This window comes from Mesorhizobium sp. WSM4833 (genome assembly GCF_055811095.1).
Genome location: NZ_JBVVQG010000021.1, coordinates 68,005 through 89,714 on the forward strand (window position 1 = coordinate 68,005; position 21,710 = coordinate 89,714).

Annotated in this window: 19 protein-coding genes and 1 tRNA gene; 5 read left to right on the forward strand and 15 right to left on the reverse strand. The window is 62.2% G+C overall.

Annotated features, from left to right (window positions below):
• Positions 1 to 379 precede the first annotated feature (379 nt).
• On the forward strand, positions 380 to 661 hold the full coding sequence (locus tag AC0L2D_RS29135; RefSeq protein WP_013531420.1) for a transcriptional regulator: 282 nt from the start codon (positions 380 to 382) through the stop codon (positions 659 to 661).
• Positions 662 to 833: 172 nt separating this feature from the next.
• Entirely contained in the window at positions 834 to 1,760 is a 927-nt protein-coding gene (locus AC0L2D_RS29140; protein WP_013531419.1) for a Gfo/Idh/MocA family protein, read from the forward strand.
• 100 nt (positions 1,761 to 1,860) lie between these two features.
• Here the strand turns inward: AC0L2D_RS29140 and AC0L2D_RS29145 are convergent, their stop codons facing one another.
• Entirely contained in the window at positions 1,861 to 2,259 is a 399-nt protein-coding gene (locus AC0L2D_RS29145) for a chlorophyllide reductase subunit BchY (protein WP_013531418.1), read from the reverse strand.
• Between the two features lie 96 nt (positions 2,260 to 2,355).
• Between AC0L2D_RS29145 and AC0L2D_RS29150 the strand changes: the two genes are divergently transcribed.
• Both AC0L2D_RS29150 and AC0L2D_RS29155 read left to right on the forward strand, forming a co-directional pair.
• Entirely contained in the window at positions 2,356 to 2,934 is a 579-nt protein-coding gene (locus tag AC0L2D_RS29150) for a DUF2975 domain-containing protein (RefSeq protein ID WP_013531417.1), read from the forward strand.
• Between the two features lie 13 nt (positions 2,935 to 2,947).
• Positions 2,948 to 3,160: a helix-turn-helix domain-containing protein gene (locus AC0L2D_RS29155; RefSeq protein ID WP_013531416.1), complete on the forward strand. Its 213-nt coding sequence runs from the start codon at positions 2,948 to 2,950 to the stop codon at positions 3,158 to 3,160.
• Between the two features lie 65 nt (positions 3,161 to 3,225).
• On the opposite strand, the gene rpoC is transcribed toward AC0L2D_RS29155, so the two are convergent.
• The 13 genes from rpoC to tuf form a co-directional block, all read right to left on the reverse strand.
• Positions 3,226 to 7,422, reverse strand: a complete 4,197-nt coding sequence (gene rpoC, locus AC0L2D_RS29160; RefSeq protein WP_013531415.1) for a DNA-directed RNA polymerase subunit beta' — start codon at positions 7,420 to 7,422, stop codon at positions 3,226 to 3,228.
• Between the two features lie 186 nt (positions 7,423 to 7,608).
• Positions 7,609 to 11,745, reverse strand: coding sequence for a DNA-directed RNA polymerase subunit beta (gene rpoB, locus AC0L2D_RS29165; protein WP_013531414.1), 4,137 nt, complete (start codon positions 11,743 to 11,745; stop codon positions 7,609 to 7,611).
• A gap of 251 nt (positions 11,746 to 11,996) precedes the next feature.
• Positions 11,997 to 12,374, reverse strand: a complete 378-nt coding sequence (rplL, locus tag AC0L2D_RS29170) for a 50S ribosomal protein L7/L12 (RefSeq protein WP_013531413.1) — start codon at positions 12,372 to 12,374, stop codon at positions 11,997 to 11,999.
• 54 nt (positions 12,375 to 12,428) lie between these two features.
• Complete coding sequence (gene rplJ, locus AC0L2D_RS29175) at positions 12,429 to 12,947, reverse strand: 50S ribosomal protein L10 (protein ID WP_013531412.1); 519 nt, start codon at positions 12,945 to 12,947, stop codon at positions 12,429 to 12,431.
• Positions 12,948 to 13,340: 393 nt separating this feature from the next.
• Entirely contained in the window at positions 13,341 to 14,039 is a 699-nt protein-coding gene (rplA, locus tag AC0L2D_RS29180) for a 50S ribosomal protein L1 (RefSeq protein ID WP_013531411.1), read from the reverse strand.
• 4 nt (positions 14,040 to 14,043) lie between these two features.
• Positions 14,044 to 14,472 carry a 50S ribosomal protein L11 gene (gene rplK, locus AC0L2D_RS29185; RefSeq protein ID WP_013531410.1) on the reverse strand — a complete coding sequence of 143 codons (429 nt, stop codon included), beginning with the start codon at positions 14,470 to 14,472 and terminating at the stop codon, positions 14,044 to 14,046.
• Positions 14,473 to 14,631: 159 nt separating this feature from the next.
• Positions 14,632 to 15,159 carry a transcription termination/antitermination protein NusG gene (nusG, locus tag AC0L2D_RS29190; RefSeq protein ID WP_013531409.1) on the reverse strand — a complete coding sequence of 176 codons (528 nt, stop codon included), beginning with the start codon at positions 15,157 to 15,159 and terminating at the stop codon, positions 14,632 to 14,634.
• A gap of 27 nt (positions 15,160 to 15,186) precedes the next feature.
• The gene (secE, locus tag AC0L2D_RS29195; protein ID WP_013531408.1) at positions 15,187 to 15,390 is read right to left on the reverse strand and encodes a preprotein translocase subunit SecE; all 204 of its coding nucleotides are present in this window, start codon (positions 15,388 to 15,390) and stop codon (positions 15,187 to 15,189) included.
• 394 nt (positions 15,391 to 15,784) lie between these two features.
• Positions 15,785 to 15,860 (reverse strand) — tRNA-Trp (locus tag AC0L2D_RS29200).
• A gap of 80 nt (positions 15,861 to 15,940) precedes the next feature.
• Positions 15,941 to 16,492, reverse strand: a complete 552-nt coding sequence (locus tag AC0L2D_RS29205; RefSeq protein ID WP_473543643.1) for a putative glycolipid-binding domain-containing protein — start codon at positions 16,490 to 16,492, stop codon at positions 15,941 to 15,943.
• A gap of 29 nt (positions 16,493 to 16,521) precedes the next feature.
• On the reverse strand, positions 16,522 to 17,004 hold the full coding sequence (locus tag AC0L2D_RS29210; protein ID WP_473543645.1) for a group II truncated hemoglobin: 483 nt from the start codon (positions 17,002 to 17,004) through the stop codon (positions 16,522 to 16,524).
• 101 nt (positions 17,005 to 17,105) lie between these two features.
• Positions 17,106 to 18,746, reverse strand: a complete 1,641-nt coding sequence (locus tag AC0L2D_RS29215; RefSeq protein WP_473543646.1) for a COG3904 family protein — start codon at positions 18,744 to 18,746, stop codon at positions 17,106 to 17,108.
• Between the two features lie 153 nt (positions 18,747 to 18,899).
• Positions 18,900 to 20,075 (reverse strand): elongation factor Tu, encoded by a 1,176-nt coding sequence (tuf, locus tag AC0L2D_RS29220; protein ID WP_013531404.1) that lies wholly within the window; start codon positions 20,073 to 20,075, stop codon positions 18,900 to 18,902.
• Between the two features lie 312 nt (positions 20,076 to 20,387).
• Here tuf and AC0L2D_RS29225 point away from each other — a divergent pair, with 312 nt between their 5' ends.
• Complete coding sequence (locus AC0L2D_RS29225; RefSeq protein WP_063168074.1) at positions 20,388 to 21,275, forward strand: DMT family transporter; 888 nt, start codon at positions 20,388 to 20,390, stop codon at positions 21,273 to 21,275.
• A 132-nt stretch (positions 21,276 to 21,407) separates the two neighbouring features.
• On the opposite strand, the gene AC0L2D_RS29230 is transcribed toward AC0L2D_RS29225, so the two are convergent.
• Complete coding sequence (locus tag AC0L2D_RS29230) at positions 21,408 to 21,665, reverse strand: GlsB/YeaQ/YmgE family stress response membrane protein (RefSeq protein WP_013531402.1); 258 nt, start codon at positions 21,663 to 21,665, stop codon at positions 21,408 to 21,410.
• Between the last annotated feature and the right edge of the window lie 45 nt (positions 21,666 to 21,710).

Below are 21,710 nucleotides of genomic sequence, written 5' to 3' on the forward strand. Positions count from 1 at the left end.
GAGGAAGCGGAAGCCGCTTCGTGCACGCCGGAAATGTCTTTTCGCTCGTAAAACGAACCCTGTTTGAGGCAAACTCCAAAGCGTGTCGCTTCGGAAGGGAGAGCCTCACATCGGTTCTGACTGGGCGGCTTCTACCCGTAAGACCGCGGACCGTCAAGCCCGGAGCACCAAATATTGCGCGCCGACCAAGGCTTGGCAGCCATGCGAAAACCGCATGTAATTTTCTTTCGCATTTTTGCAAGAGCGAGGAAGAAAGTGACAAGCCTTCAGGCAAAGTGAATGGGTTTGCGCTGTTGCGCGGCCTTGCTTCATGCGAAAAGGCCGCATGAGCAGTCAAAACCCCCTCGCCCGCCCCCCCGCTGCCAAGAGGAATCGGCCCGTGAACGACAACGAAGAACGCCCGGTCACCATCATCACCGGCCGGGTGTGGAAGAAAAAAGGCGGCAAACCGGAAGGCGTCCACGTCATGCTGGTTGCGCCCGACGACGATTCGGCGGTGCGCCGGGCGCTCGAATCGCTTGCCGCCGAAGGTTACGCCGAGGCCGAGCTCGACCAGATCGGCGACATGGACGGCATCCCCGACGAAGAGCCGCATATTTCCGCCTTCCAGGGCGCGCTCGAAGGCGAAGTGTCGATCGTTACCTTCGACGTGCCGATCTGACCCCGGTCCAGCTTTCGAATCGACTGCCGAACCGAATCGGCGACCGAGGCCTTCCCAGCCGACAAATGTGCTGCCGCTAAGGGAAGGCTGAGCTTGGCTGCCCGGCTTCGGCTTGCCCGGGGCAAGTGTTCTGATAAGAAGCCATGACCATCATCAAACAGACGGAGCGGCCGTGTCCCAGCCCATCAAGATAGGCATCGTCGGCGTCGGCAAGATCGTCCGCGACCAGCACCTGCCGGCCCTGGCGAAAGACCAGGACTATCGCCTCGTCGCGGCCGCCAGCCGTCACGGCAAGGTGGATGACATCCCGAATTTCCCCACCATCGAAGCCATGCTCGACGCCGTAGCCGAGCTCGAGGCCGTCTCGCTCTGCATGCCGCCGCAATTCCGCTACGACGCGGCGCGGACGGCGCTGACGGCAAAGAAGCATGTCTTCCTGGAGAAGCCGCCAGGCGCTACTGTCAGCGAGGTCGAAGACCTCAAGACATTGGCTGCGCACAACGGCGTCTCGCTGTTCGCCAGCTGGCACTCGCGCTATGCGCCGGCCGTCGAGGCCGCACGTGCTTTTCTAAGTTCAGCCCGCATCCGCTCGGCCGCCATCAACTGGAAAGAGGATGTGCGCCGCTGGCACCCGAACCAGGAATGGATCTGGGCTCCCGGCGGTTTTGGCGTCTTCGATCCCGGCATCAACGCGCTGTCGATTGCCACCCATATCCTGCCGGCCATGTTCATCACCTCGGCGGTGCTCGACTTTCCCGAAAACCGCGCCTCCCCGGTTGCCGCGCGCGTCACCTTCCGCACCTCGAATGGCCTGCCGGTGACGATGGACCTCGACTGGCTGCAGACAGGCCCGCAAAGCTGGGACATCCTGGCCGACACCGACAAGGGCGCCATGGTGCTGTCGGGCGGCGGCTCGAAGCTCGCCATCGACGGCAAGCTCATTCACGAAGAGCCGGAAGCGGAATATCCGATGCTCTACAAGCGCTTCGCCGAGATCGTGCGCGCCGGCGTTTCCGATGTCGATCTGGCCCCGCTCCAGCATGTCGCTGACGCCTTCATGCTCGGCAAGCGCAACGTAGTCGAGGCGTTTTTCGATTGAGCTCTGGAACCGCACTCGCTGATCGCGCGCGGGGGTCGCAGGTTGGGAATAGTCGCGCGACAGGATTGTCGCGCGACTGAGAACCAGCGGATCGCCAGGCTCAATTCCTGGTCCTGCAACCGGCACGCTTGACCATGTCGGCAATGATCAGTGGCGTCGCCGGTGTCTGAGACCAGTTACCCTGACGAGGGGCGCCCGCTTCAAGGGCGGCGCGCACCGCTCGTGTATCCAGGCTGAAAGAACTCTTGCAGGAAACGAGGCCGCCATTGCCGATCGTGTCGGCGATCACGCCGGCGGCTTCGCCAACCCCGGCGACATAGGCGACCAGCGTTTGCCTGGCGACCGGGCTCGTGTCGGCCTTGTCGAGCATTTCCATCACCTGCCCCACCGATATCCGGCCTGTCGCTGTCGACGGGAGGGCGATGGCAGCAAAAGGCGTTATGGACGCGGCGACAATCGCGATGGCTGCCACGGCAATCCGGCGTTTGAACGAAGGCATAGGTTTCTCCTGTGATGAGGAATTGACAAGAATCATCATTGCGCATAAATAAATTATTGTAAAACGATAATTCATTACGATGGAGTGATAACGGCGATGATTGAACCTGTCATCACGGCTGTCCCCGCCGATCCTGCCCGCCAGCTTAGATTGAGACGCATCCGACTTTTCAGCCTAGTGCTGGCGAGGTGTTTTGTCGTCCTCGCCATATTGCTGACCATCGGTCTGCTGTTCTACTGGCTCAGCGTCTCTGCCAGTTCGATCGCGGCCGATGCGCAAGTCCCGCAGGAATGGCTGAGCGAGCTTGGCCTCGGTCGAAGACTGGTCGGGTTCGCGATCTCGTTCGTGCCGCTTGCCTGCCTCGTCTTCGCGCTCATGGCCGCAAGGCGCTGCTTCGGCGCTTTCGCGTCCGGCAACTTCTTCGGACAGGGCGCCATCAGCAATTTGCGGTACTTTGGCCTCGGCCTGCTGGCATCCGCCTTGCTGAAACCGGTTTCGGCGGCGGCATTGTCCGTTCTGCTCAGCTGGGACGCGCCTGCCGGCCAGCACCGGCTAACGCTCGGTCTCGACAGCGACACGATGCTGACCTTGCTGGCAGCTTGCATCGTCGCTGTCATCACCTGGGTCATGGCCGAGGCATCGGCACTCGCCGAAGAAAACGCGCAATTCATCTGATGAGGATCAGCTCATGCCCATAAGGGTCAGGCTCAATGTCGTCCTCGCCGAACGAAACGTGAAGTCAAAGGACCTGGCCGAATATGTCGGCATTACCGAGGCCAATCTTTCTCTTTTGAAGCAGGGAAAGGTCAAGGGTATCCGGTTCGACACGCTGGAGCGCATCTGCGACTATCTCGACTGTCAGCCGGGCGATCTGCTTCGCTTCGAGAGGGTGTCCGAATAGCACAAAAAAATAGGCCGCCGGGTTGCCCCGACGGCCTTATTGCCTGAGATCGTTGCCGTCCGCGCTTACTGCGCGGCGGTGGTCATGTCGGCCAGCATCGGCTCGGCGACTTCCGCACCCGAGGCCTTGCGGCGCTCGTCGATGATCAGTTCGTCGCGCGAGGTGGCGATGCGCCGGATCTGGCTCATCGTGCCGCCGGTACCGGCCGGGATCAACCGGCCGACGATGACGTTTTCCTTCAAGCCCTGCAGCATGTCGGTCTTGCCGGCAACGGCAGCTTCCGTCAGCACTCGCGTCGTCTCCTGGAAGGAGGCGGCCGAGATGAAGGACGGCGTCTGCAGCGAGGCCTTGGTGATGCCGAGCAGCACCGGCAGGCCTTCGGCTGGCTTCTTGCCGTCCTCGACCAGACGCTCGTTGACCTCTTCCAGTTCGATCACGTCGACATGATCGCCCGGGATGTAGGTCGAGTCGCCCTGCACCGTGATCTCGACCTTCTGCAGCATCTGGCGAACGATCACCTCGATGTGCTTGTCGTTGATCGACACGCCCTGCAGACGGTAGACTTCCTGGATCTCGTTGACGAGGTAGGAAGCAAGTGCCTCCACGCCCTTGATCGCCAGGATGTCGTGCGGCGCCGGGTTGCCGTCGAGGATGTAGTCGCCCTTCTCGATGACGTCGCCGTCCTGGAGATGGAACGGCTTGCCCTTCGGGATCAGGTATTCGACCGGCTCAAGCGTCGAGTCATGCGGCTCGATGATGATGCGACGCTTGTTCTTGTAGTCGCGGCCGAAGCGGATCGTGCCGTCGATCTCGGCGATGATGGCGTGATCCTTCGGACGACGTGCCTCGAACAGCTCGGCAACACGCGGCAGACCGCCGGTGATGTCCTTGGTCTTGGCGCTTTCCATCGGAATACGCGCCAAAACGTCGCCGGGGCGAACCTGCGAACCCGGCTCGACCGAAAGAATGGCCTCGACCGAGAGCAGGAAGCGGGCGTCGCCGCCCTTGGACAGCTTGCCGACCTTGCCCTTGGCGTCCTGGATCGCAATCGCCGGCTTCAGGTCGTTGCCACGTGGCGTCGAGCGCCAGTCGATGACCTCACGCTTGGTGATGCCGGTCGACTCGTCGGCCGTTTCCTGAACGGAAATGCCGTCGACCAGATCCTCGTACGACACCCTGCCCTCGATTTCGGTGAGGACCGGACGCGTGTAGGGATCCCACTCGGCGATACGCTGGCCGCGCTTCACCTTGTCACCATCGTCCACGAAGATGCGCGAACCATAGGTGAGACGGTGCGAGGCGCGCTCCTTGCCGGCTTCGTCGAGGATCAGCACCGCCATGTTGCGGCCCATGACCATCTGCTGGCCGTCGGAGTTGCGCACCACGTTGCGGTTGCGGATCTCGACCTTGCCCTCATACGAGGCTTCAAGGAACGAGCTGTCCACCACCTGCGCGGTACCGCCCATGTGGAAGGTACGCATGGTGAGCTGGGTGCCCGGCTCGCCGATCGACTGCGCCGCGATGACGCCGACGGCTTCGCCCTGGTTGACCGGGGTGCCGCGGGCCAGATCGCGACCGTAGCAGACCGCGCAGACGCCAACCCTGACTTCGCAAGTCAGTGCCGAGCGGATGCGGACCGACTGGACGCCGGCCTTTTCGATCTGTTCCACGTCACGCTCGTCCATCAGCGTTCCGGCCTTGACCAGGATCTCGCCCGACACCGGATGGGTGATGTCGTCGAGCGACGTACGGCCCAGCACGCGCTGGCCGACCGAAGCAACGACCTGACCGGCATCGACGATCGGCTGCATGGTGAGGCCCTTGTCGGTGCCGCAGTCGACGGAGTTGACGATGCAGTCCTGCGCCACGTCGACCAGACGACGGGTGAGGTAACCCGAGTTCGCCGTCTTCAAGGCGGTGTCGGCCAGACCCTTGCGGGCGCCGTGGGTCGAGTTGAAGTACTCGAGCACGGTCAGGCCTTCCTTGAAGTTCGAGATGATCGGCGTCTCGATGATTTCACCCGACGGCTTGGCCATAAGGCCGCGCATGCCGGCAAGCTGGCGCATCTGGGTGGGCGAGCCACGCGCACCGGAGTGCGACATCATGTAGATCGAGTTCATCGGCTTCTGACGGCCATTGTCCTCGAACTCGACCGCCTTGATGCGGGCCATCATCTCGTCGGCGACCTTTTCCGAGCACTTGGCCCAGGCGTCGACGACCTTGTTGTACTTCTCGCCCTGCGTGATCAGACCGTCATTGTACTGCTGCTCGTATTCCTTGGCCAAAGCCTCGGTGTCGGAGACCAGCTTGATCTTGGCATCCGGGATCAGCATGTCGTCCTTGCCGAACGAAATGCCGGCGCGGCAGGCATGGCTGAAGCCGAGCGCCATGATGCGATCGCAGAAAATGACCGTCTCCTTCTGACCGCAATGGCGGTAGACGGTGTCGATCATCTTGGAGATGTTCTTCTTGGTCATCTCCTGGTTGGCGGTCTCGTAAGGCACGTTGACGTTCTTCGGCAGAAGCTCGCCGATGATCATGCGGCCAGGCGTGGTGTCATGGATCTTCGACACGACCTTGCCTTCGGCGTCGACCGTGCGGAAACGACCCTTGATCTTGGAGTGCAGCGTCACCGCCTTGGTCTCGAGCGCGTGCTGGAGTTCGCCCATGTCGGCAAACACCATGCCCTCGCCCGGCTCGTTCTGGTTGACGATCGAGAGATAGTAGAGACCCAGAACCATGTCCTGCGACGGCACGATGATCGGCGCGCCCGAAGCCGGGTGCAGGATGTTGTTGGTCGACATCATCAGCACGCGGGCTTCAAGCTGCGCTTCCAGCGACAGCGGCACGTGAACGGCCATCTGATCGCCGTCGAAGTCGGCGTTGAAGGCCGTGCAGACCAGCGGGTGCAGCTGGATCGCCTTGCCTTCGATCAGGATCGGCTCGAACGCCTGGATGCCGAGACGGTGCAGCGTCGGCGCACGGTTCAGCAGCACCGGATGCTCGCGGATGACCTCGTCGAGGATATCCCAGACTTCCGGACGCTCCTTTTCGACCAGCTTCTTCGCCTGCTTGACGGTCGAGGAGTAACCCTTGGCGTCGAGACGGGCGTAGATGAAGGGCTTGAACAGTTCGAGCGCCATCTTCTTGGGCAGGCCGCATTGGTGCAGCTTGAGCTCCGGACCGGTCACGATGACCGAGCGGCCGGAATAGTCGACGCGCTTGCCGAGCAGGTTCTGACGGAACCGGCCCTGCTTGCCCTTGAGCATGTCGGACAGCGACTTCAGCGGGCGCTTGTTGGCGCCGGTGATGACGCGGCCGCGACGGCCGTTGTCGAACAGCGCATCGACGGCTTCCTGCAGCATGCGCTTTTCATTGCGCACGATGATGCCGGGGGCGCGCAGCTCGATCAGCCGCTTCAGGCGGTTGTTGCGGTTGATGACACGGCGATAGAGATCGTTCAGATCCGACGTGGCGAAGCGGCCGCCGTCCAGCGGGACGAGCGGACGCAGGTCCGGCGGGATCACCGGAACCACCTTCATGATCATCCATTCCGGACGATTGCCGGATTCCATGAAGTTCTCGACGACCTTGAGCCGCTTCAGATACTTCTTCTGCTTCAGCTCGGAGGTGGTCGACGCCAGTTCCGAACGCAGGTCGCCGGCGATCTTCTCCAGGTCCATGCCGGCCAGGAGGTCATGAATGGCCTCGGCGCCGATCATGGCGGTGAACGAATCCTCGCCATACTCGTCGACGGCGATCATGTACTCTTCCTCGCTGAGCAGCTGGTGCTCCTTCAGCGCGGTGAGGCCAGGTTCGGTGACGATGTAGTTCTCGAAGTAGAGGACGCGCTCGATGTCCTTCAGGGTCATGTCGAGCAGCGTGCCGATGCGCGACGGCAGCGACTTCAGGAACCAGATATGGGCGACCGGTGCCGCCAGCTCGATATGGCCCATGCGCTCGCGGCGAACGCGCGACAGCGTGACTTCAACGCCGCACTTCTCGCAGATGACGCCCTTGTACTTCATGCGCTTGTACTTACCGCACAGGCACTCGTAGTCCTTGATCGGGCCAAAAATGCGCGCGCAGAACAGACCGTCACGCTCCGGCTTGAAGGTGCGGTAGTTGATGGTCTCCGGCTTCTTGATCTCGCCGAAAGACCAGGACAGAATCTTCTCAGGGCTGGCAAGCGATATCCGGATGGAATCGAACACCTGCGCAGGCGCCTGCGGATTGAAGAGATTCATGACCTCTTGGTTCATGCCGTTCTCCTTTTCGGGATCCTCGAAGATCCCTTGCATCTAGTCGCGAGCCAAACGCCCGCCGTCTTTGTCGGCCACTGGCCGTCGAATTCTTCCTGGTTGAGCATGATCCTGTCCGAAAACCGGTAGCCACTTTTCGGGATCATGCTCGAGGCGCGCCGCGGACAGCCGTGGCGCGCCATCGCCTTACTCGGCCGCGTCGGGCAGCCGGACAGGGTTGTCGTCGAGCTTGGTGTTCTCCAGCTCGACGTTGAGGCCGAGAGACCGCATTTCCTTGACGAGAACGTTGAAGCTCTCCGGGATGCCGGCCTCGAAGGTGTCGTCGCCACGCACGATCGCCTCGTAGACCTTGGTACGGCCGGCGACGTCGTCGGACTTCACCGTCAGCATTTCCTGCAGCGTGTAGGCGGCGCCGTACGCTTCCAGCGCCCAGACCTCCATCTCGCCGAAGCGCTGGCCACCGAACTGCGCCTTGCCGCCCAGCGGCTGCTGGGTGACGAGCGAGTACGGACCGATCGAACGCGCGTGGATCTTGTCGTCCACGAGATGGTGAAGCTTGAGCATGTAGATGTAGCCCATCGTCACCTTGCGATCGAACGGCTCGCCCGTGCGTCCGTCATAGAGCTGCGACTGACCGCTGCTGTGCAGGCCCGCCTGCTCCAGCATGATGTTGATGTCAGCCTCATGCGCGCCGTCGAACACCGGGGTCGCGATCGAGACGCCGCGGCGCATCTGCTCGCTGAGGCGAACGATGCTCTCGTCGTCATAGTCGCGAACCGGTTCGTTGCGGTCGTTGGCCGGGATGAAGCTCTCGAGCGTCTTGCGCAGCGGCTTGATGTCGCCCGCTGCCTTGTACGTGTCGATCAGCTCGCCGATCTTCCTGCCCATGCCCGCACATGCCCAGCCCAGATGCGTTTCCAGGATCTGGCCGACATTCATGCGGCTCGGCACACCCAGCGGGTTGAGCACGATATCGGCATGCGTGCCGTCCTCGAGGAAAGGCATGTCCTCGACCGGAACGATCCGCGACACGACACCCTTGTTGCCGTGACGGCCGGCCATCTTGTCGCCGGGCTGCATCTTGCGCTTCACGGCCACGAAGACCTTGACCATCTTCATGACGCCCGGAGGCATTTCGTCGCCGCGCTGGACCTTCTCGACCTTGTCCATGAAACGCTGCTCGAGCGCCTTCTTGGAATCGTCGTACTGGCCACGCAGCGCTTCCAGCTCGCTCTGGAGCTTTTCGTTCTCCACGGCAAACTGCCACCACTGCGAACGCGGATACTCGTCGAGCGTATCCTTGGACAGCGTCGAGCCCTTCTTGAAGCCCTTCGGTCCAGCGATCGCTTCCTTGCCGACGAGCACGTCGGAAAGACGCGCGTAGACGTTACGGTCCAGAATGGCCTGCTCGTCGTCGCGGTCCTTGGCGAGGCGTTCGATCTCCTCGCGCTCGATCGCCATGGCGCGCTCGTCCTTCTCCACACCGTGGCGATTGAAGACGCGCACCTCGACGACGGTGCCGAAAGTGCCAGGAGGCATGCGCATCGAGGTGTCGCGCACATCGGATGCCTTTTCGCCGAAGATGGCGCGCAGAAGCTTCTCTTCCGGCGTCATCGGGCTTTCGCCCTTCGGCGTGATCTTGCCGACCAGGATATCGCCCGGCTGAACTTCCGCACCGATATAGACGATGCCGGCTTCGTCGAGGTTCTTCAGCGCTTCTTCCGAGACGTTCGGGATATCGCGCGTGATTTCCTCCGGTCCAAGCTTGGTATCGCGCGCCATGACCTCGAACTCCTCGATGTGGATCGAGGTGAAGACGTCGTCGGCGACGATGCGTTCGGACAGGAGGATCGAGTCCTCGTAGTTGTAGCCGTTCCACGGCATGAACGCGACCAGCACGTTGCGGCCGAGCGCCAGATCGCCGAGCTCGGTCGACGGACCGTCGGCGATGATGTCGCCCTTGTTGACCCGGTCGCCCATGCGAACCAGCGGGCGCTGGTTGATGCAGGTGTTCTGGTTCGAACGCTGGAACTTCATCAACCGGTAGATGTCGACGCCGGACTTGCCCGGATCGAGATCTTCGGTGGCGCGGATAACGATACGCGTCGCGTCCACCTGGTCGACGATGCCGCCGCGGCGGGCGCCGATGGCGGCGCCCGAGTCACGGGCGACGATCGGCTCCATGCCGGTGCCGACGAACGGCGCCTCGGCGCGCACCAGCGGCACGGCCTGACGCTGCATGTTCGAACCCATCAGAGCGCGGTTGGCGTCGTCGTTTTCCAGGAACGGGATCAGGGCCGCGGCCACCGACACCATCTGCTTGGGCGACACGTCCATCAGATCGACGTTTTCGCGCGGCGCCATCATCACTTCGCCGGCGCTGCGGCAAATGACGAATTCGTCGACGAAACCACCGTTCTTGTCGAGTTCGGCGTTGGCCTGCGCGACGTGGTGCTTGGCCTCTTCCATCGCCGAGAGATAGACGACGTCATTGGTCAGCTTGCCGTCGACGATCTTGCGGTACGGGCTCTCGATGAAGCCGTACTTGTTGACGCGTGCGAAGGTGGCCAGCGAGTTGATCAGACCGATATTCGGGCCTTCCGGCGTCTCGATCGGGCAGATGCGGCCGTAATGCGTCGGGTGCACGTCGCGCACTTCGAAGCCGGCGCGCTCGCGGGTCAGACCGCCCGGTCCAAGCGCCGAGAGGCGGCGCTTGTGGGTGATCTCCGACAGCGGGTTGGTCTGGTCCATGAACTGCGACAGCTGCGAGGAACCGAAGAACTCGCGCACGGCGGCAGCCGCCGGCTTGGCGTTGATCAGGTCCTGCGGCATCACCGTGTCGATCTCGATCGAGGACATACGCTCCTTGATCGCGCGTTCCATGCGCAGCAGGCCGACGCGGTACTGGTTTTCCATCAGCTCGCCGACCGAACGCACGCGGCGGTTGCCGAGATTGTCGATGTCGTCGATCTCGCCCTTGCCGTCGCGCAGTTCAACCAGCGTCCTGACCACGGCCAGGATGTCGTCCTTGCGCAGCACGCGCACGGTGTCCTCGGCCTTGAGCTCGAGGCGCATGTTCATCTTGACGCGGCCGACGGCCGACAGATCGTAACGCTCGCTATCGAAGAACAGCGAGTTGAACATGGCTTCGGCGGTTTCGAGCGTCGGCGGCTCGCCGGGGCGCATGACACGATAGATGTCGAACAGCGCGTCCTGGCGGCTCTCGTTCTTGTCGACGTTGAGCGTGTTGCGGATATAGGCGCCGACATTGACGTGGTCGATGTCGAGAACCTTGATCTCCTCTTCGCCGGTGCCGAGCAGCACCTTCAGCGTCTTCTCGTCGATCTCGTCACCGGCCTCGAGGAAGATCTCGCCGGTGGCGTAGTTGACGATGTCCTCGGCCAGATAGTTGCCGAGCAGGTCCTCGTCGGTCGCCTTGATCGCCTTCAGACCCTTTTCGCCAAGCGCCCGTGCCTGGCGTGCGGTGATCTTCTTGCCAGCCTCGACGACGACTTCGCCGGTATCGGCATCGACCAGGTCGCCGACAGCCTTGAGGCCGCGGAAACGCTCGACGTTGAACGGAATGCGCCAATGGTCGCCGGCACGCTTGTAGGTGATCTTGTTGTAGAAGGTCGACAGGATCTCTTCGCCGTCCATGCCGAGCGCCATCAGCAGCGACGTCACCGGAATCTTGCGGCGGCGATCGATGCGGGCGTGCACGACGTCCTTGGAATCGAACTCGATGTCGAGCCACGAACCGCGATACGGGATGACGCGCGCGGCAAACAGAAGCTTGCCCGACGAGTGCGACTTGCCCTTGTCATGGTCGAAGAAGACGCCCGGCGAACGGTGCATCTGCGAAACGATGACGCGCTCGGTGCCGTTGACGATAAAGGTGCCGTTCAAGGTCATGAGCGGCATGTCGCCCATGTAGACGTCCTGCTCCTTGATGTCCTTGATGGACTTGGCGCCGGTGTCCTCGTCGATATCGAACACGATGAGGCGCAGCGTCACCTTGAGCGGCGCGGCATAGGTGAGGTCGCGCTGACGGCATTCGTCAACGTCGAATTTCGGTCCTTCGAACTCGTACTTCACGAACTCCAGCATGGAGGAGCCGGAAAAATCGGAGATCGGGAAGACCGACTTGAAAACGGCCTGCAGCCCCTCGTCCGGACGCCCACCCTTGGGCTCCGCCACCATCAGGAACTGGTCATAGGATGCCTTCTGAACCTCGATCAGGTTCGGCATCTCCGCAACTTCCGGAATCTTTCCGAAGAACTTGCGTACGCGTCTGCGGCCATTGAAAGTCTGGGTCTGGGCCATCGTCGCTCCTTAGCTCTAAACTCGGGACGAGCCTCGCCGCGGCTCGCCTTGCATACTGGGCCACCTTGGCGGCAACCCTCTGTCTGTTTTCCCGGCGCCTGTCGGCGGCCGGCTAGAACGGGAGAAAACCCGTTTCCTGAAGGCCGGTTTTCGGCCCTCAGGAAAGAGGTTCTCGCAGATCTCGCGTTACGCGCTCTCCCTTCGGGCGAAGGGAGTGGCGGACGGCGCGAGGCCGCCCGCCGCTTTTACGCTTACTTCAGTTCGACCTTGGCGCCGGCTGCTTCCAGCTGGGCCTTGAACTTGTCAGCGTCGGCCTTGGAAACAGCTTCCTTGACCGGCTTCGGAGCCGCTTCAACCAGATCCTTGGCTTCCTTGAGGCCAAGACCGGTGATGGCGCGGACTTCCTTGATGACGTTGATCTTCTGAGCGCCTGCGTCGGTGAGGACGACGTCGAATTCCGTCTTTTCCTCGGCCGGAGCAGCAGCGGCCGCAGCGCCGCCAGCAGCGGCAACCGCCACCGGAGCAGCGGCGGAAACGCCCCACTTTTCTTCCAGAAGCTTCGACAGCTCGGCCGCCTCGAGGACGGTCAGCTTCGAAAGGTCGTCTACGATCTTTGCGAGATCAGCCATTGTTGTGTTCCTTCATAAGGTTCGAACGTGTGTTTGTGATAGCGAGGAACGGCCTCATGCCGCCTCGTCCTTCCGGGCGTAAGCGCCAATGACGCGCGCGACCGAGGCCGCTGGCGCATTGACGATCTGGGCGATCCGGGTTGCCGGCGTGGCGATCATGCCAACCAGCCTGGCGCGCAGCTCATCGAGCGACGGAAGTGTGGCGAGTGCCTTCACACCGTCGGCATTGAGCGAGGTGGTGCCCATTGCGCCGCCGAGAATGACGAGCTTGTCATTTCCCTTGGCGAAATCGGACGCGACCTTCGGCGCCGCAATCGGATCCTCCGAATAAGCAATCAGCGTCTGTCCCTTGAACAGCTCGATGATCGATGCGGAGTCCGTGCCCTGAAGAGCGATTTTGGCGAGACGGTTCTTCGCGACTTTGACGGTGCCACCGGCAGCGCGCATTTTCGACCGAAGGTCGTTCATTTGCGCGACGGTGATACCGGCGTAGTGGGCCACGACCACTGAACCTGCGTTCGAGAACGCACCGTTCAGGCCCGTGACGAGTTCGCGTTTTTCCGCTCTGTCCACTGCCTATCTCCAGTTGACCCCAATCCTGTTAACGGGAACATCCCATTGACGAGGACAGGCGTCGGGTTGCCTTTTGTCGGCCGGGCCATCCAGTAACGGATCTCCCGAACGACGCTCGAGGATCCTGCCCCCTTTCGCCACATCGACAGTCAAGCCGGCGATGCGCAGACAAAAGGCAAACACGGTTCGAACCTTTCATTGGAGCAATCGCTCCGTTGTCCGGTCTTCACCCGTCTCATGCAGGCCCAAATCGAATTAAGGCTTCTGGGCCGCCTGCAATCTCGGACAGGATGTCCGGAAACCTTTCGGCTTCCGGTACCGGGCCGCCGACAAGTCGGAGGTCCGGAATTCACTTGCGGATCAGCCGCTTGGCGGCCGATCCAAATGTTCGTATCAGGACGCGTTGAGCGTCGCGACGTCGAGCTTGAGGCCCGGGCCCATCGTCGAGGTGACCGACACCTTCTTGACGTAGTTGCCCTTGGCGCCAGTCGGCTTTGCCTTGGTCACCGCATCGGCGAAGGCGCGGATGTTCTCTTCCAGGGCCTTGACGTCGAACGAGACCTTGCCGACGCCGGCATGGACGATGCCAGCCTTCTCGACACGGAACTCGACGGCGCCGCCCTTGGACGCCTTGACGGCGGCGGCAACGTCGGTGGTGACGGTTCCGACCTTCGGGTTCGGCATCATGCCGCGCGGGCCGAGCACCTTGCCCAGACGGCCGACCAGCGGCATCATGTCCGGCGTGGCGATGCAGCGATCGAAATCGATCGTGCCCTTCTGGACGATGTCGACCAGATCCTCGGCACCAACGATGTCGGCGCCGGCGGCGCGCGCTTCGTCGGCCTTGTCACCACGGGCGAACACGGCGACACGTACCGAGCGGCCGGTGCCGTTCGGCAGGTTGACCACGCCGCGGACCATCTGGTCGGCATGGCGCGGGTCGACGCCGAGGTTCATGGCGACTTCGATGGTCTCATCGAACTTCACCGAGGAACGGTCCTTGAGCAGCTTCAGCGCATCACCCAGGGCATAAGCCTTGTTGGGATCGATGCCTTCGCGGGTCTTCGATACACGCTTTGCAATCTTTGCCATGATCTTAGCCCACCACTTCCAGACCCATCGAGCGGGCGGAGCCCTCGACCATGCGCATGGCCGCTTCGACGTCGTTTGCGTTCAGGTCTTTCATCTTCGCGGTGGCAATCTCGCGGACCTTGTCACGCGAAACCGTACCGGCCTTGACCTTGCCCGGCTCCTTGGAACCAGAGGTCAGGTTCGCCGCCTTCTTCAGGAAGTAGCTCACCGGCGCCGTCTTCATGACGAAGGTGAAGGACTTGTCCTGATAGTAGGTGATGACAACCGGAACCGGCGATCCCTTTTCCATTTCCTGGGTCTGCGCGTTGAACGCCTTGCAGAACTCCATGATGTTGATGCCACGCTGACCAAGCGCCGGGCCGATCGGGGGAGACGGCGTAGCCGATCCCGCTTTCACCTGGAGCTTGAGCTGGCCTGCAATTTTCTTAGCCATCTCTTTTCCTGCCTTTGTCTATGCCGGTCATGCCGGCGGTTGCAGTCTGGTGGTGCGATCCCATGCGGCCGGCTAAAGCCGCATTCGTCTCCCACCGTTCTCAGGCCGCGCTTCCGCGCCGCCTCCCCTGATCGCCAAACCGGCTTCAGGGATTTCGGATCAGCCCTTTTCGACCTGCCCGAATTCCAGATCGACAGGCACGGCGCGCCCGAAGATCGAAACTTCCACCTTGAGCCGCGCCCGCTCCTCGTCCACTTCCTGGACGAAACCGTTGAACGACGCGAAGGGACCATCCGAAACGCGGATCGCTTCGCCGATCTCGAACGTGACCGAGGGCTTGGGCCGCTCGACGCCTTCCTGGACCTGGTTCAGGATGCGCTGCGCTTCCGCCTCGGTGATCGGCACCGGCTTAGAGTCACCCAGGAAGCCGGTGACCTTCGGCGTGTTCTTGACCAGCGAGAACACGGCGTCGGTCAGATTGGCCTTCAGCAGCACATAGCCCGGGAAGAACTTGCGCTCGGCATCGACCTTGCGGCCGCGGCGAACTTCGACGACCTTCTCGGTCGGAACCACGATCTGGTGGATGTCGGCAGACAGGCCCTTCTGCTTGGCCTTGTTCTCGATATCCTCGGCGACCTTCTTTTCAAAGTTCGAATAGGCGTGGACGATGTACCAGCGCGCGGTCATTTCAAGACTTCTCCGTAATCGCCGGACTTAGCGTCCGATGCCCAGAATCTGTTCGACCGCGAGGCCCATGAGCTGATCAGCGGTGAAGAAAAAGATCATCGCGATCACTGCGAAGGCCAGAACCATCACCGTCGAGATCATCGTTTCGCGCCGCGACGGCCAAGTCACCTTGGCGGTCTCCGCGCGAACCTGCTGGAGAAAGACGAAAGGATTTGTGGTTTTCGAAGCCATATGCCGCTCTGTCTTCAAGACCCGTTGGCCGGGTCTCCTGGATGATCCCGCTGGCCGGGACGTGCCGCCTGAGCGAACTTCGCGCCGAATCAGCGCAATCATTTCGCCCATGCAAATCAGACGCGTAAAGCCGGTTTCCCAGCTCCACGCGTCGCGTGTCTGTTTCGTCTACATAAAACCGATTCTTGATCCACGCAAGTGGCAAGTCTCCGCTTTATGACCAAACACCGCCTCGGAACCATCCAGTCGTTCCGTCCCGGCTATGGCGCTCTTATGCCCCAATCGACCCTATATGGCAAGCGGGTCGCCGATTTTCAAAGGCCGGACCATGGAAATATCGTTTTGAACGCCATTCCGAAACGGCGAGACATTGGGTTGAATGCCATTCAGGGAATGGCACGGGCAGCAGGGCTCGAACCTACGACCTGCGGTTTTGGAGACCGCCGCTCTACCAACTGAGCTATGCCCGTACGTGCGCATGTCGGCGCAGCAGGCGCTTCCTAAAAGCTTCCGCACGCTCTGTAAAGAGCGGTTTGCATGCAAACACGCCTTAACCTCTGCGCCAGAAATCGGGATAGTCGACAACCAGCCCGTTGCGGTCGATTTCAAGTTCCCGCCTGAAGTCGCTGGCGCGCGATTCATAGAGATATCGCCTGCCCTCTTCGAGGCATGTGTAGCGCTGCGGGTTGGCGACGACCGTGAGGGCGGGGAAGTCGATGAAGGCAGTGGTTATCTCGGCACTCTGCCCGGCGGAAAGTTGCAATCGCCGGATCGGCAGCGTGTTGGTGAACGGCGTGATGGTCAGGTCGGGATCGAAAATGCCGTCGAGCTCCGGCATCGGCAGGCCGTCCCTGGTCCAGCGACCATCGCCATCGGCGGCAAGAACAAGCGTGCGGCCGCTACCGATCATATCGACAACGACACGCCTGGCGTGCCAGCCGACATCGCAAACGATGCGGTAACGGACGGCAAAAGGCGTTTGCCCGGAGCAGACTGCGACAGAGTCGGTCGAGACCTCCCCTGCCCGCTCCTGCAGCACCAAATGTTCGAGACCCGGTCCGTCCCACTCGCGCCAACGTATGATCTTCACATCTTCCGGCATCAGCCCAACACCTCCATGGCGACTGGACGCTAGTTTGTACCCGGTGGCTGATAGGGGCCGCCCGGCACACCCCAGCCCCAGGCCGGCATCGGTTCCGTCTGCGGATCGCAGGTTTCGCCGAGATTGGAGTTCATCTTGGCCAGGCGCGATCCCCATTCGACATAGCCCATGAAGGCCGAACGGAATTCCGGATCGTCAGGCAGGCCGACCGCGTCGGCGGCATCGGCCAGGAGGCTGATCCAGCGGCGGCGCTGCTCTTCGCTCAGATGCTTGCCCAGATGGTGCATGACCATCTCGCGGTGGCCGCCGAACTGCTCGCTGTAGGTCTTCGGTCCGCCGAAAACCTCGCCGATGAAGGCCGCGACATGGGCGGGGTGATCCGGCGACATGGTCTTGAACACCGGCCCGACGATCGGGTCCTGCGCCACCTTGTCATAGAAGGTCTGGGTGAGCCGGTTCAAAGCCTCGCTGCTGCCGGCCCATTCGTAGAGTGTCGGGATATCCTGGCCCATTCTCGATCCTCCGCCTGCCTGAAGCGCCAGCAGCGACGATAGCGGAAAAATCGAAAGCGGCTCAACCTGCCTCGATGGCCAGTTTCGGGCTCCGTCGCGCACTACAATTTGGCCGGCGCGTCAGCCTCGGCATTGGCGGAAGGCCGGATTCGGCAATTCTCGGGTCTTGGCACCGCCTCGCAAATGGTGGCGCCGGTCAGCGCGTCGACCGATTGCAGGCTCGTCGTCAGGCCAACCTTCAGCATCATGTCGGGTTCCAGCCGGCGCTCGACCGAGCGCCGCTCGATCGCCGCGAACAGGGCGGAACTGATCGCCATCTCCTCCAGGTAAGCCTTGACCATCAGCTTTTGCCCCATCGGGTAGAGGCTAAGTCGCGCCTGGGGACCGACAAGCCGCCTGATGCCGCCGGCAAGCATGAACGCGCAGGCCGAATCGCACTCCACGCCCGCATCGATGCTCAGCCCGGCATAGGCGCCCTCCTTGGCCAGGCAATTCCACGCTCCTGGGTCACAGCCGACAAAGTCGGTGCGGCCAACGGCGACGTCGAGCTTCTTTTGATGGATAAGCCGTCCCGCCGCCAGGGCACTGAACAGGTCGCCTCCCTTCGAGCTGATCACGACAGGCAGTTGCCGTTTGCCGAGCGTGGCGAGCAGCTGGCGCAGCTTCTGCGGGGTCTGGGGGGTGATCGCGCCTTCCGCCGAGATCCATTCCGGGCAGTCTGGATTGCAGAGCGGATTGGTGCCGCGAACGACAACGAAGCGCATGTCTTCATCGCGCCGCGCTGCCTCGGGTTCGATCGCTGGCGGAGTAGGCCTGGCCGCGGTCGCCATCAGGCCATCAGGCTTGTTCCCCGGCACCTCCCGGCAATTCGTGGCCAGGCGGCCGGGTTGGCACAGGCTCGCCGCGGTCAACAGGCCCACGGCGTCCGTGCTGGTGACCAGCTTCATCGCCAGCATGTCATCGAGGGCGATCTGGTGGATTTCGCTGGCCGGAGTGCCCTTCATCGTTTCGAGCATGCTTTGTTCGATGCCCATCTGGTCCAGGTAGGCCGCCAGCTTTTTCTCCACCGACTTGCTCATTTCGTAGGTCTTGTAGCTGCCGGCGTTCTTGCGGCTGACGATCTTCGTGTTGAGGATCTTCTTCTTGCCCCCGACGATCCGGTAGGTGGTCCGGTATTGCAATTTCGTGCGGATGTAGGTCGTGGTGATCTGATGGACGCCGAGATAGGCCCATTCGCCGGCCACTCGCCTGATGCCGCCGGCAAACATCAGAGGACAGGCGGAATTGCACATGGCGCCATAGTCGATGACATCGCCGAAGTAGCGGGCGTCACGGTCCTGGCACCCCTTCGCGTCGGGCTGGCAGCTGGAAAACACCGTCTTGCCGATGGCGATATCGAGCTTGTTCTTGCGGATCAGCCGGCCAAGCGTCAGCGCCGCCTCGACATTGCCGCCGGGAGAATCCACGACAACAGGCAGTTTCCGCCCGCCAAGCGTCTTCAGCATGCGTTTGAAGAGCGCCGGAGTTCCGGCTTCTATGGAGCCCTCGGCCGATATCCATTCCGGGCAGATCGGCTCGCACCCCGCTGCGTTGCTGCGGACAATGCCGAACCGCATCGTCGGCCCAAGATCCGGCGCCGCATCCGCCGCGAAGGCTGCCGGGCCTGTGGCAAGCAACGCAATCAGCCAGGTCAGAGCCAGCAGCCACAATGCCCGACGATGAAAATACCGCCTTGGAACCATTTGGAAAAAGCCCCTTGATGCAACCTATACTAGACGAGGTCCAGAGCCTTGCAACAGGCTTCGGCCGACGGGGCGGCAGCCGATAGCCCGGCAAACAAAAAGGGCGGCCCGAAGACCGCCCTTTCTTGTCGATCCGGCGAATGCCGGGCTCGGTTATTCCTTGATGGTGACGACGATGCCGGCACCGACGGTGCGGCCGCCTTCACGGATAGCGAAGCGCAGCTTCTCTTCCATGGCGATCGGCACGATCAGCTCGACATCGACCGTGATGTTGTCGCCCGGCATCACCATCTCGGTGCCTTCCGGCAGCGACACGATGCCGGTCACGTCGGTCGTGCGGAAGTAGAACTGCGGACGGTAGTTGGTGAAGAACGGCGTGTGACGGCCACCTTCGTCCTTGGTCAGGATGTAGGCTTCGGCCACGAACTTCTTGTGCGGCTTCACCGTGCCCGGCTTGGCCAGAACCTGGCCGCGCTCGACACCTTCACGATCAACGCCGCGCAGCAGCGCGCCGATGTTGTCGCCAGCCTGGCCCTGATCGAGCAGCTTGCGGAACATTTCCACGCCCGTGCAGGTCGTCTTGGTCGTCGGACGGATGCCGATGATCTCGAGTTCCTCGCCGACCTTGACCACGCCGCGCTCGACGCGGCCGGTCACGACCGTGCCGCGGCCCGAGATCGAGAACACGTCTTCGATCGGCATCAGGAACGGCTTGTCGAGCGGACGGACCGGCGTCGGGATGTAGGCATCGACCGCAGCCATCAGCTCGCGGATCGCGTCTTCACCGATCTTCTTGTCCGAGTCTTCGAGAGCAGCCAGAGCCGAACCCTTGACGATCGGAATGTCGTCGCCGGGGAATTCGTTCTTGGTCAGAAGCTCGCGAACCTCGAGCTCGACCAGTTCGAGCAGCTCGGCGTCGTCGACCTGGTCGACCTTGTTCAAGAACACCACGATCGACGGCACGCCGACCTGACGGGCCAGCAGGATGTGCTCGCGGGTCTGCGGCATCGGGCCGTCGGCAGCCGACACGACCAGGATCGCGCCGTCCATCTGCGCGGCGCCGGTGATCATGTTCTTCACATAGTCGGCGTGGCCGGGGCAGTCGACGTGAGCGTAGTGGCGGTTGGCCGTCTCGTATTCGACGTGAGCCGTCGAGATCGTGATGCCGCGCGCCTTTTCTTCAGGGGCAGCGTCGATCTGGTCGTAGCGCTTGTATTCGCCAAAATACTTGGTGATCGCCGCCGTCAGCGACGTCTTGCCATGGTCGACGTGGCCAATCGTGCCGATGTTCACGTGAGGCTTGTTACGCTCGAATTTACCTTTTGCCATTGTCTCTTTCCTTGGACGGCCCGGATCTTCAGTTCGGTCGAAGACCTTCAGTTCAGTCGAATGCGGGGCGATTAGCGACAAAGGCCAAAAAACACAAGCGTCTTTTGGCCGGGTGCCGTCTCACTCAGTCCGAACCATCGATCCGATTGCGGGGATGTGGCGCTGATATAGGAAGGCTCCGGGCAAAATGAAGGGGTAGCGGGCCGACCGATCGAGGCCGCGAAAGCGCCGGCTTGCTTGCCCGGCCCTGTCTGAATCATGGCCAGGCCATGGACCATTGCCGCCGCCATCCGCCTCTGATCTTGTGGCCGGATGCATTTCATCCCTGTCTCTATCCGCGGCCCGCTGTTCATGATCGTCTCGACGGGGTCGTATCTCGTCAACGATACAATGATGAAGCTCGCGACGGCGGGCCTGCCGTCTTATGAGGTGCTGTTTCTGCGGGGTGCCGCGGCGGCCCTCTGGGGCTTCCCGCTGCTGTTCGCGCTGGGCTACGGCAAGCAGATCCCGCTGATCTTCGACAAGCGCGTCCTGAGCCGGAACGTGCTCGAGCTGGCGGCGATCCTTTGCTATGTGGTCGCGCTCGCCAACATGCAGATCGCCGATTCCACCGCGCTCGGCCAGATCACGCCGCTCTTGATGCTGGTTGGCTCCTCGATCCTGTTTGGGGAGCGGATCGGCGGCCGGCGCATGGCGCTGATCGGGCTCGGCTTCGTCGGCGCGCTGATGGTGGCGCAGCCGACCATGCAAGGCATTTCGGTCTATGCCCTGCTGGCGCTCGGCAACGCAGCCCTTGCAGCGGCGCGCGACCTAGCCGGCCGGCGGGTCTCGGCCGAGGTGCCGGGAATGATCGTGGCGATTTCCGCCGTCGTGGTGGTGCTGATCGGCGCCGGCGCCGCGCATCTTGTTTCCGAACGCTGGGTCATGCCCGGGGCGCATCACCTGCTGCTGATGGCAGGTGCTGGATTTTTCCTGATCTTCGGCCACTTCTTCATCTTCATGGCCTATCGCGTCGGACCGACCAGCGCCGTGGCGCCGTTCTACTATTGCTTCACCGTCTGGGCGGTCATTTCGGGCCTGCTGGTGTTCGGGCAATTCCCCAACACACTGGCGGTCTGTGGCATCCTGCTGGTCGTCGGCAGCGGGCTGACCATCGTGTCGCTGGATCAGCGCCAGCGCCGGTTGGCCGTCGTCGCCTAGCCTCGTTTCATTGCGGGAACGCCGATCTTTGTTTTCGCCGCCCCGATGCCATAGGCAAGCCACTGCCGGGCATACCGGCCTGAAGCCGGTCTTGCCTTCAGAAACTCGAAACCTCAGACGATCCGCAGGCGCCTAAAGCGTCCGCCTTGCGCTGAACTGATGGTAGGCCCACAGAACAACCACCGCCCCGATGACGGCAACGATCAGGCTGTAGATGTTGAGACCGGTGACGCCCGATGCGCCGAAGGCACTGAAGATCAGCCCGCCGACAATGGCGCCGACGATGCCCAGCACGATATCCATTATGACACCCTGGCCGGTCTTGTTGACGATCTTGCTGCCTATGAAGCCGGCGACCACGCCGAGAATGATCCAGCTGATGATACCCATTTTTTCCTCTCCATCCCCTCGCCAGCCGAACATTTTCATATGATT

Excerpts from the sequence above, each read along its gene's own strand:
- nusG (WP_013531409.1), bottom strand. The coding sequence starts at position 15,159 with ATGACCGCGCGCTGGTACATCGTCCACGCCTATTCGAACTTTGAAAAG.
- AC0L2D_RS29145 (WP_013531418.1), bottom strand. The coding sequence starts at position 2,259 with ATGCCTTCGTTCAAACGCCGGATTGCCGTGGCAGCCATCGCGATTGTC.
- AC0L2D_RS29155 (WP_013531416.1), top strand. The coding sequence starts at position 2,948 with ATGCCCATAAGGGTCAGGCTCAATGTCGTCCTCGCCGAACGAAACGTG.
- rpoB (WP_013531414.1), bottom strand. The coding sequence starts at position 11,745 with ATGGCCCAGACCCAGACTTTCAATGGCCGCAGACGCGTACGCAAGTTC.
- AC0L2D_RS29210 (WP_473543645.1), bottom strand. The coding sequence starts at position 17,004 with ATGGGCCAGGATATCCCGACACTCTACGAATGGGCCGGCAGCAGCGAG.
- AC0L2D_RS29225 (WP_063168074.1), top strand. The coding sequence starts at position 20,388 with ATGCATTTCATCCCTGTCTCTATCCGCGGCCCGCTGTTCATGATCGTC.
- AC0L2D_RS29215 (WP_473543646.1), bottom strand. The coding sequence starts at position 18,746 with ATGGTTCCAAGGCGGTATTTTCATCGTCGGGCATTGTGGCTGCTGGCT.
- rplL (WP_013531413.1), bottom strand. The coding sequence starts at position 12,374 with ATGGCTGATCTCGCAAAGATCGTAGACGACCTTTCGAAGCTGACCGTC.
- AC0L2D_RS29230 (WP_013531402.1), bottom strand. The coding sequence starts at position 21,665 with ATGGGTATCATCAGCTGGATCATTCTCGGCGTGGTCGCCGGCTTCATA.
- rplK (WP_013531410.1), bottom strand. The coding sequence starts at position 14,472 with ATGGCTAAGAAAATTGCAGGCCAGCTCAAGCTCCAGGTGAAAGCGGGA.
- tuf (WP_013531404.1), bottom strand. The coding sequence starts at position 20,075 with ATGGCAAAAGGTAAATTCGAGCGTAACAAGCCTCACGTGAACATCGGC.
- AC0L2D_RS29150 (WP_013531417.1), top strand. The coding sequence starts at position 2,356 with ATGATTGAACCTGTCATCACGGCTGTCCCCGCCGATCCTGCCCGCCAG.
- rplA (WP_013531411.1), bottom strand. The coding sequence starts at position 14,039 with ATGGCAAAGATTGCAAAGCGTGTATCGAAGACCCGCGAAGGCATCGAT.
- rpoC (WP_013531415.1), bottom strand. The coding sequence starts at position 7,422 with ATGAACCAAGAGGTCATGAATCTCTTCAATCCGCAGGCGCCTGCGCAG.
- secE (WP_013531408.1), bottom strand. The coding sequence starts at position 15,390 with ATGGCTTCGAAAACCACAAATCCTTTCGTCTTTCTCCAGCAGGTTCGC.
- AC0L2D_RS29205 (WP_473543643.1), bottom strand. The coding sequence starts at position 16,492 with ATGCCGGAAGATGTGAAGATCATACGTTGGCGCGAGTGGGACGGACCG.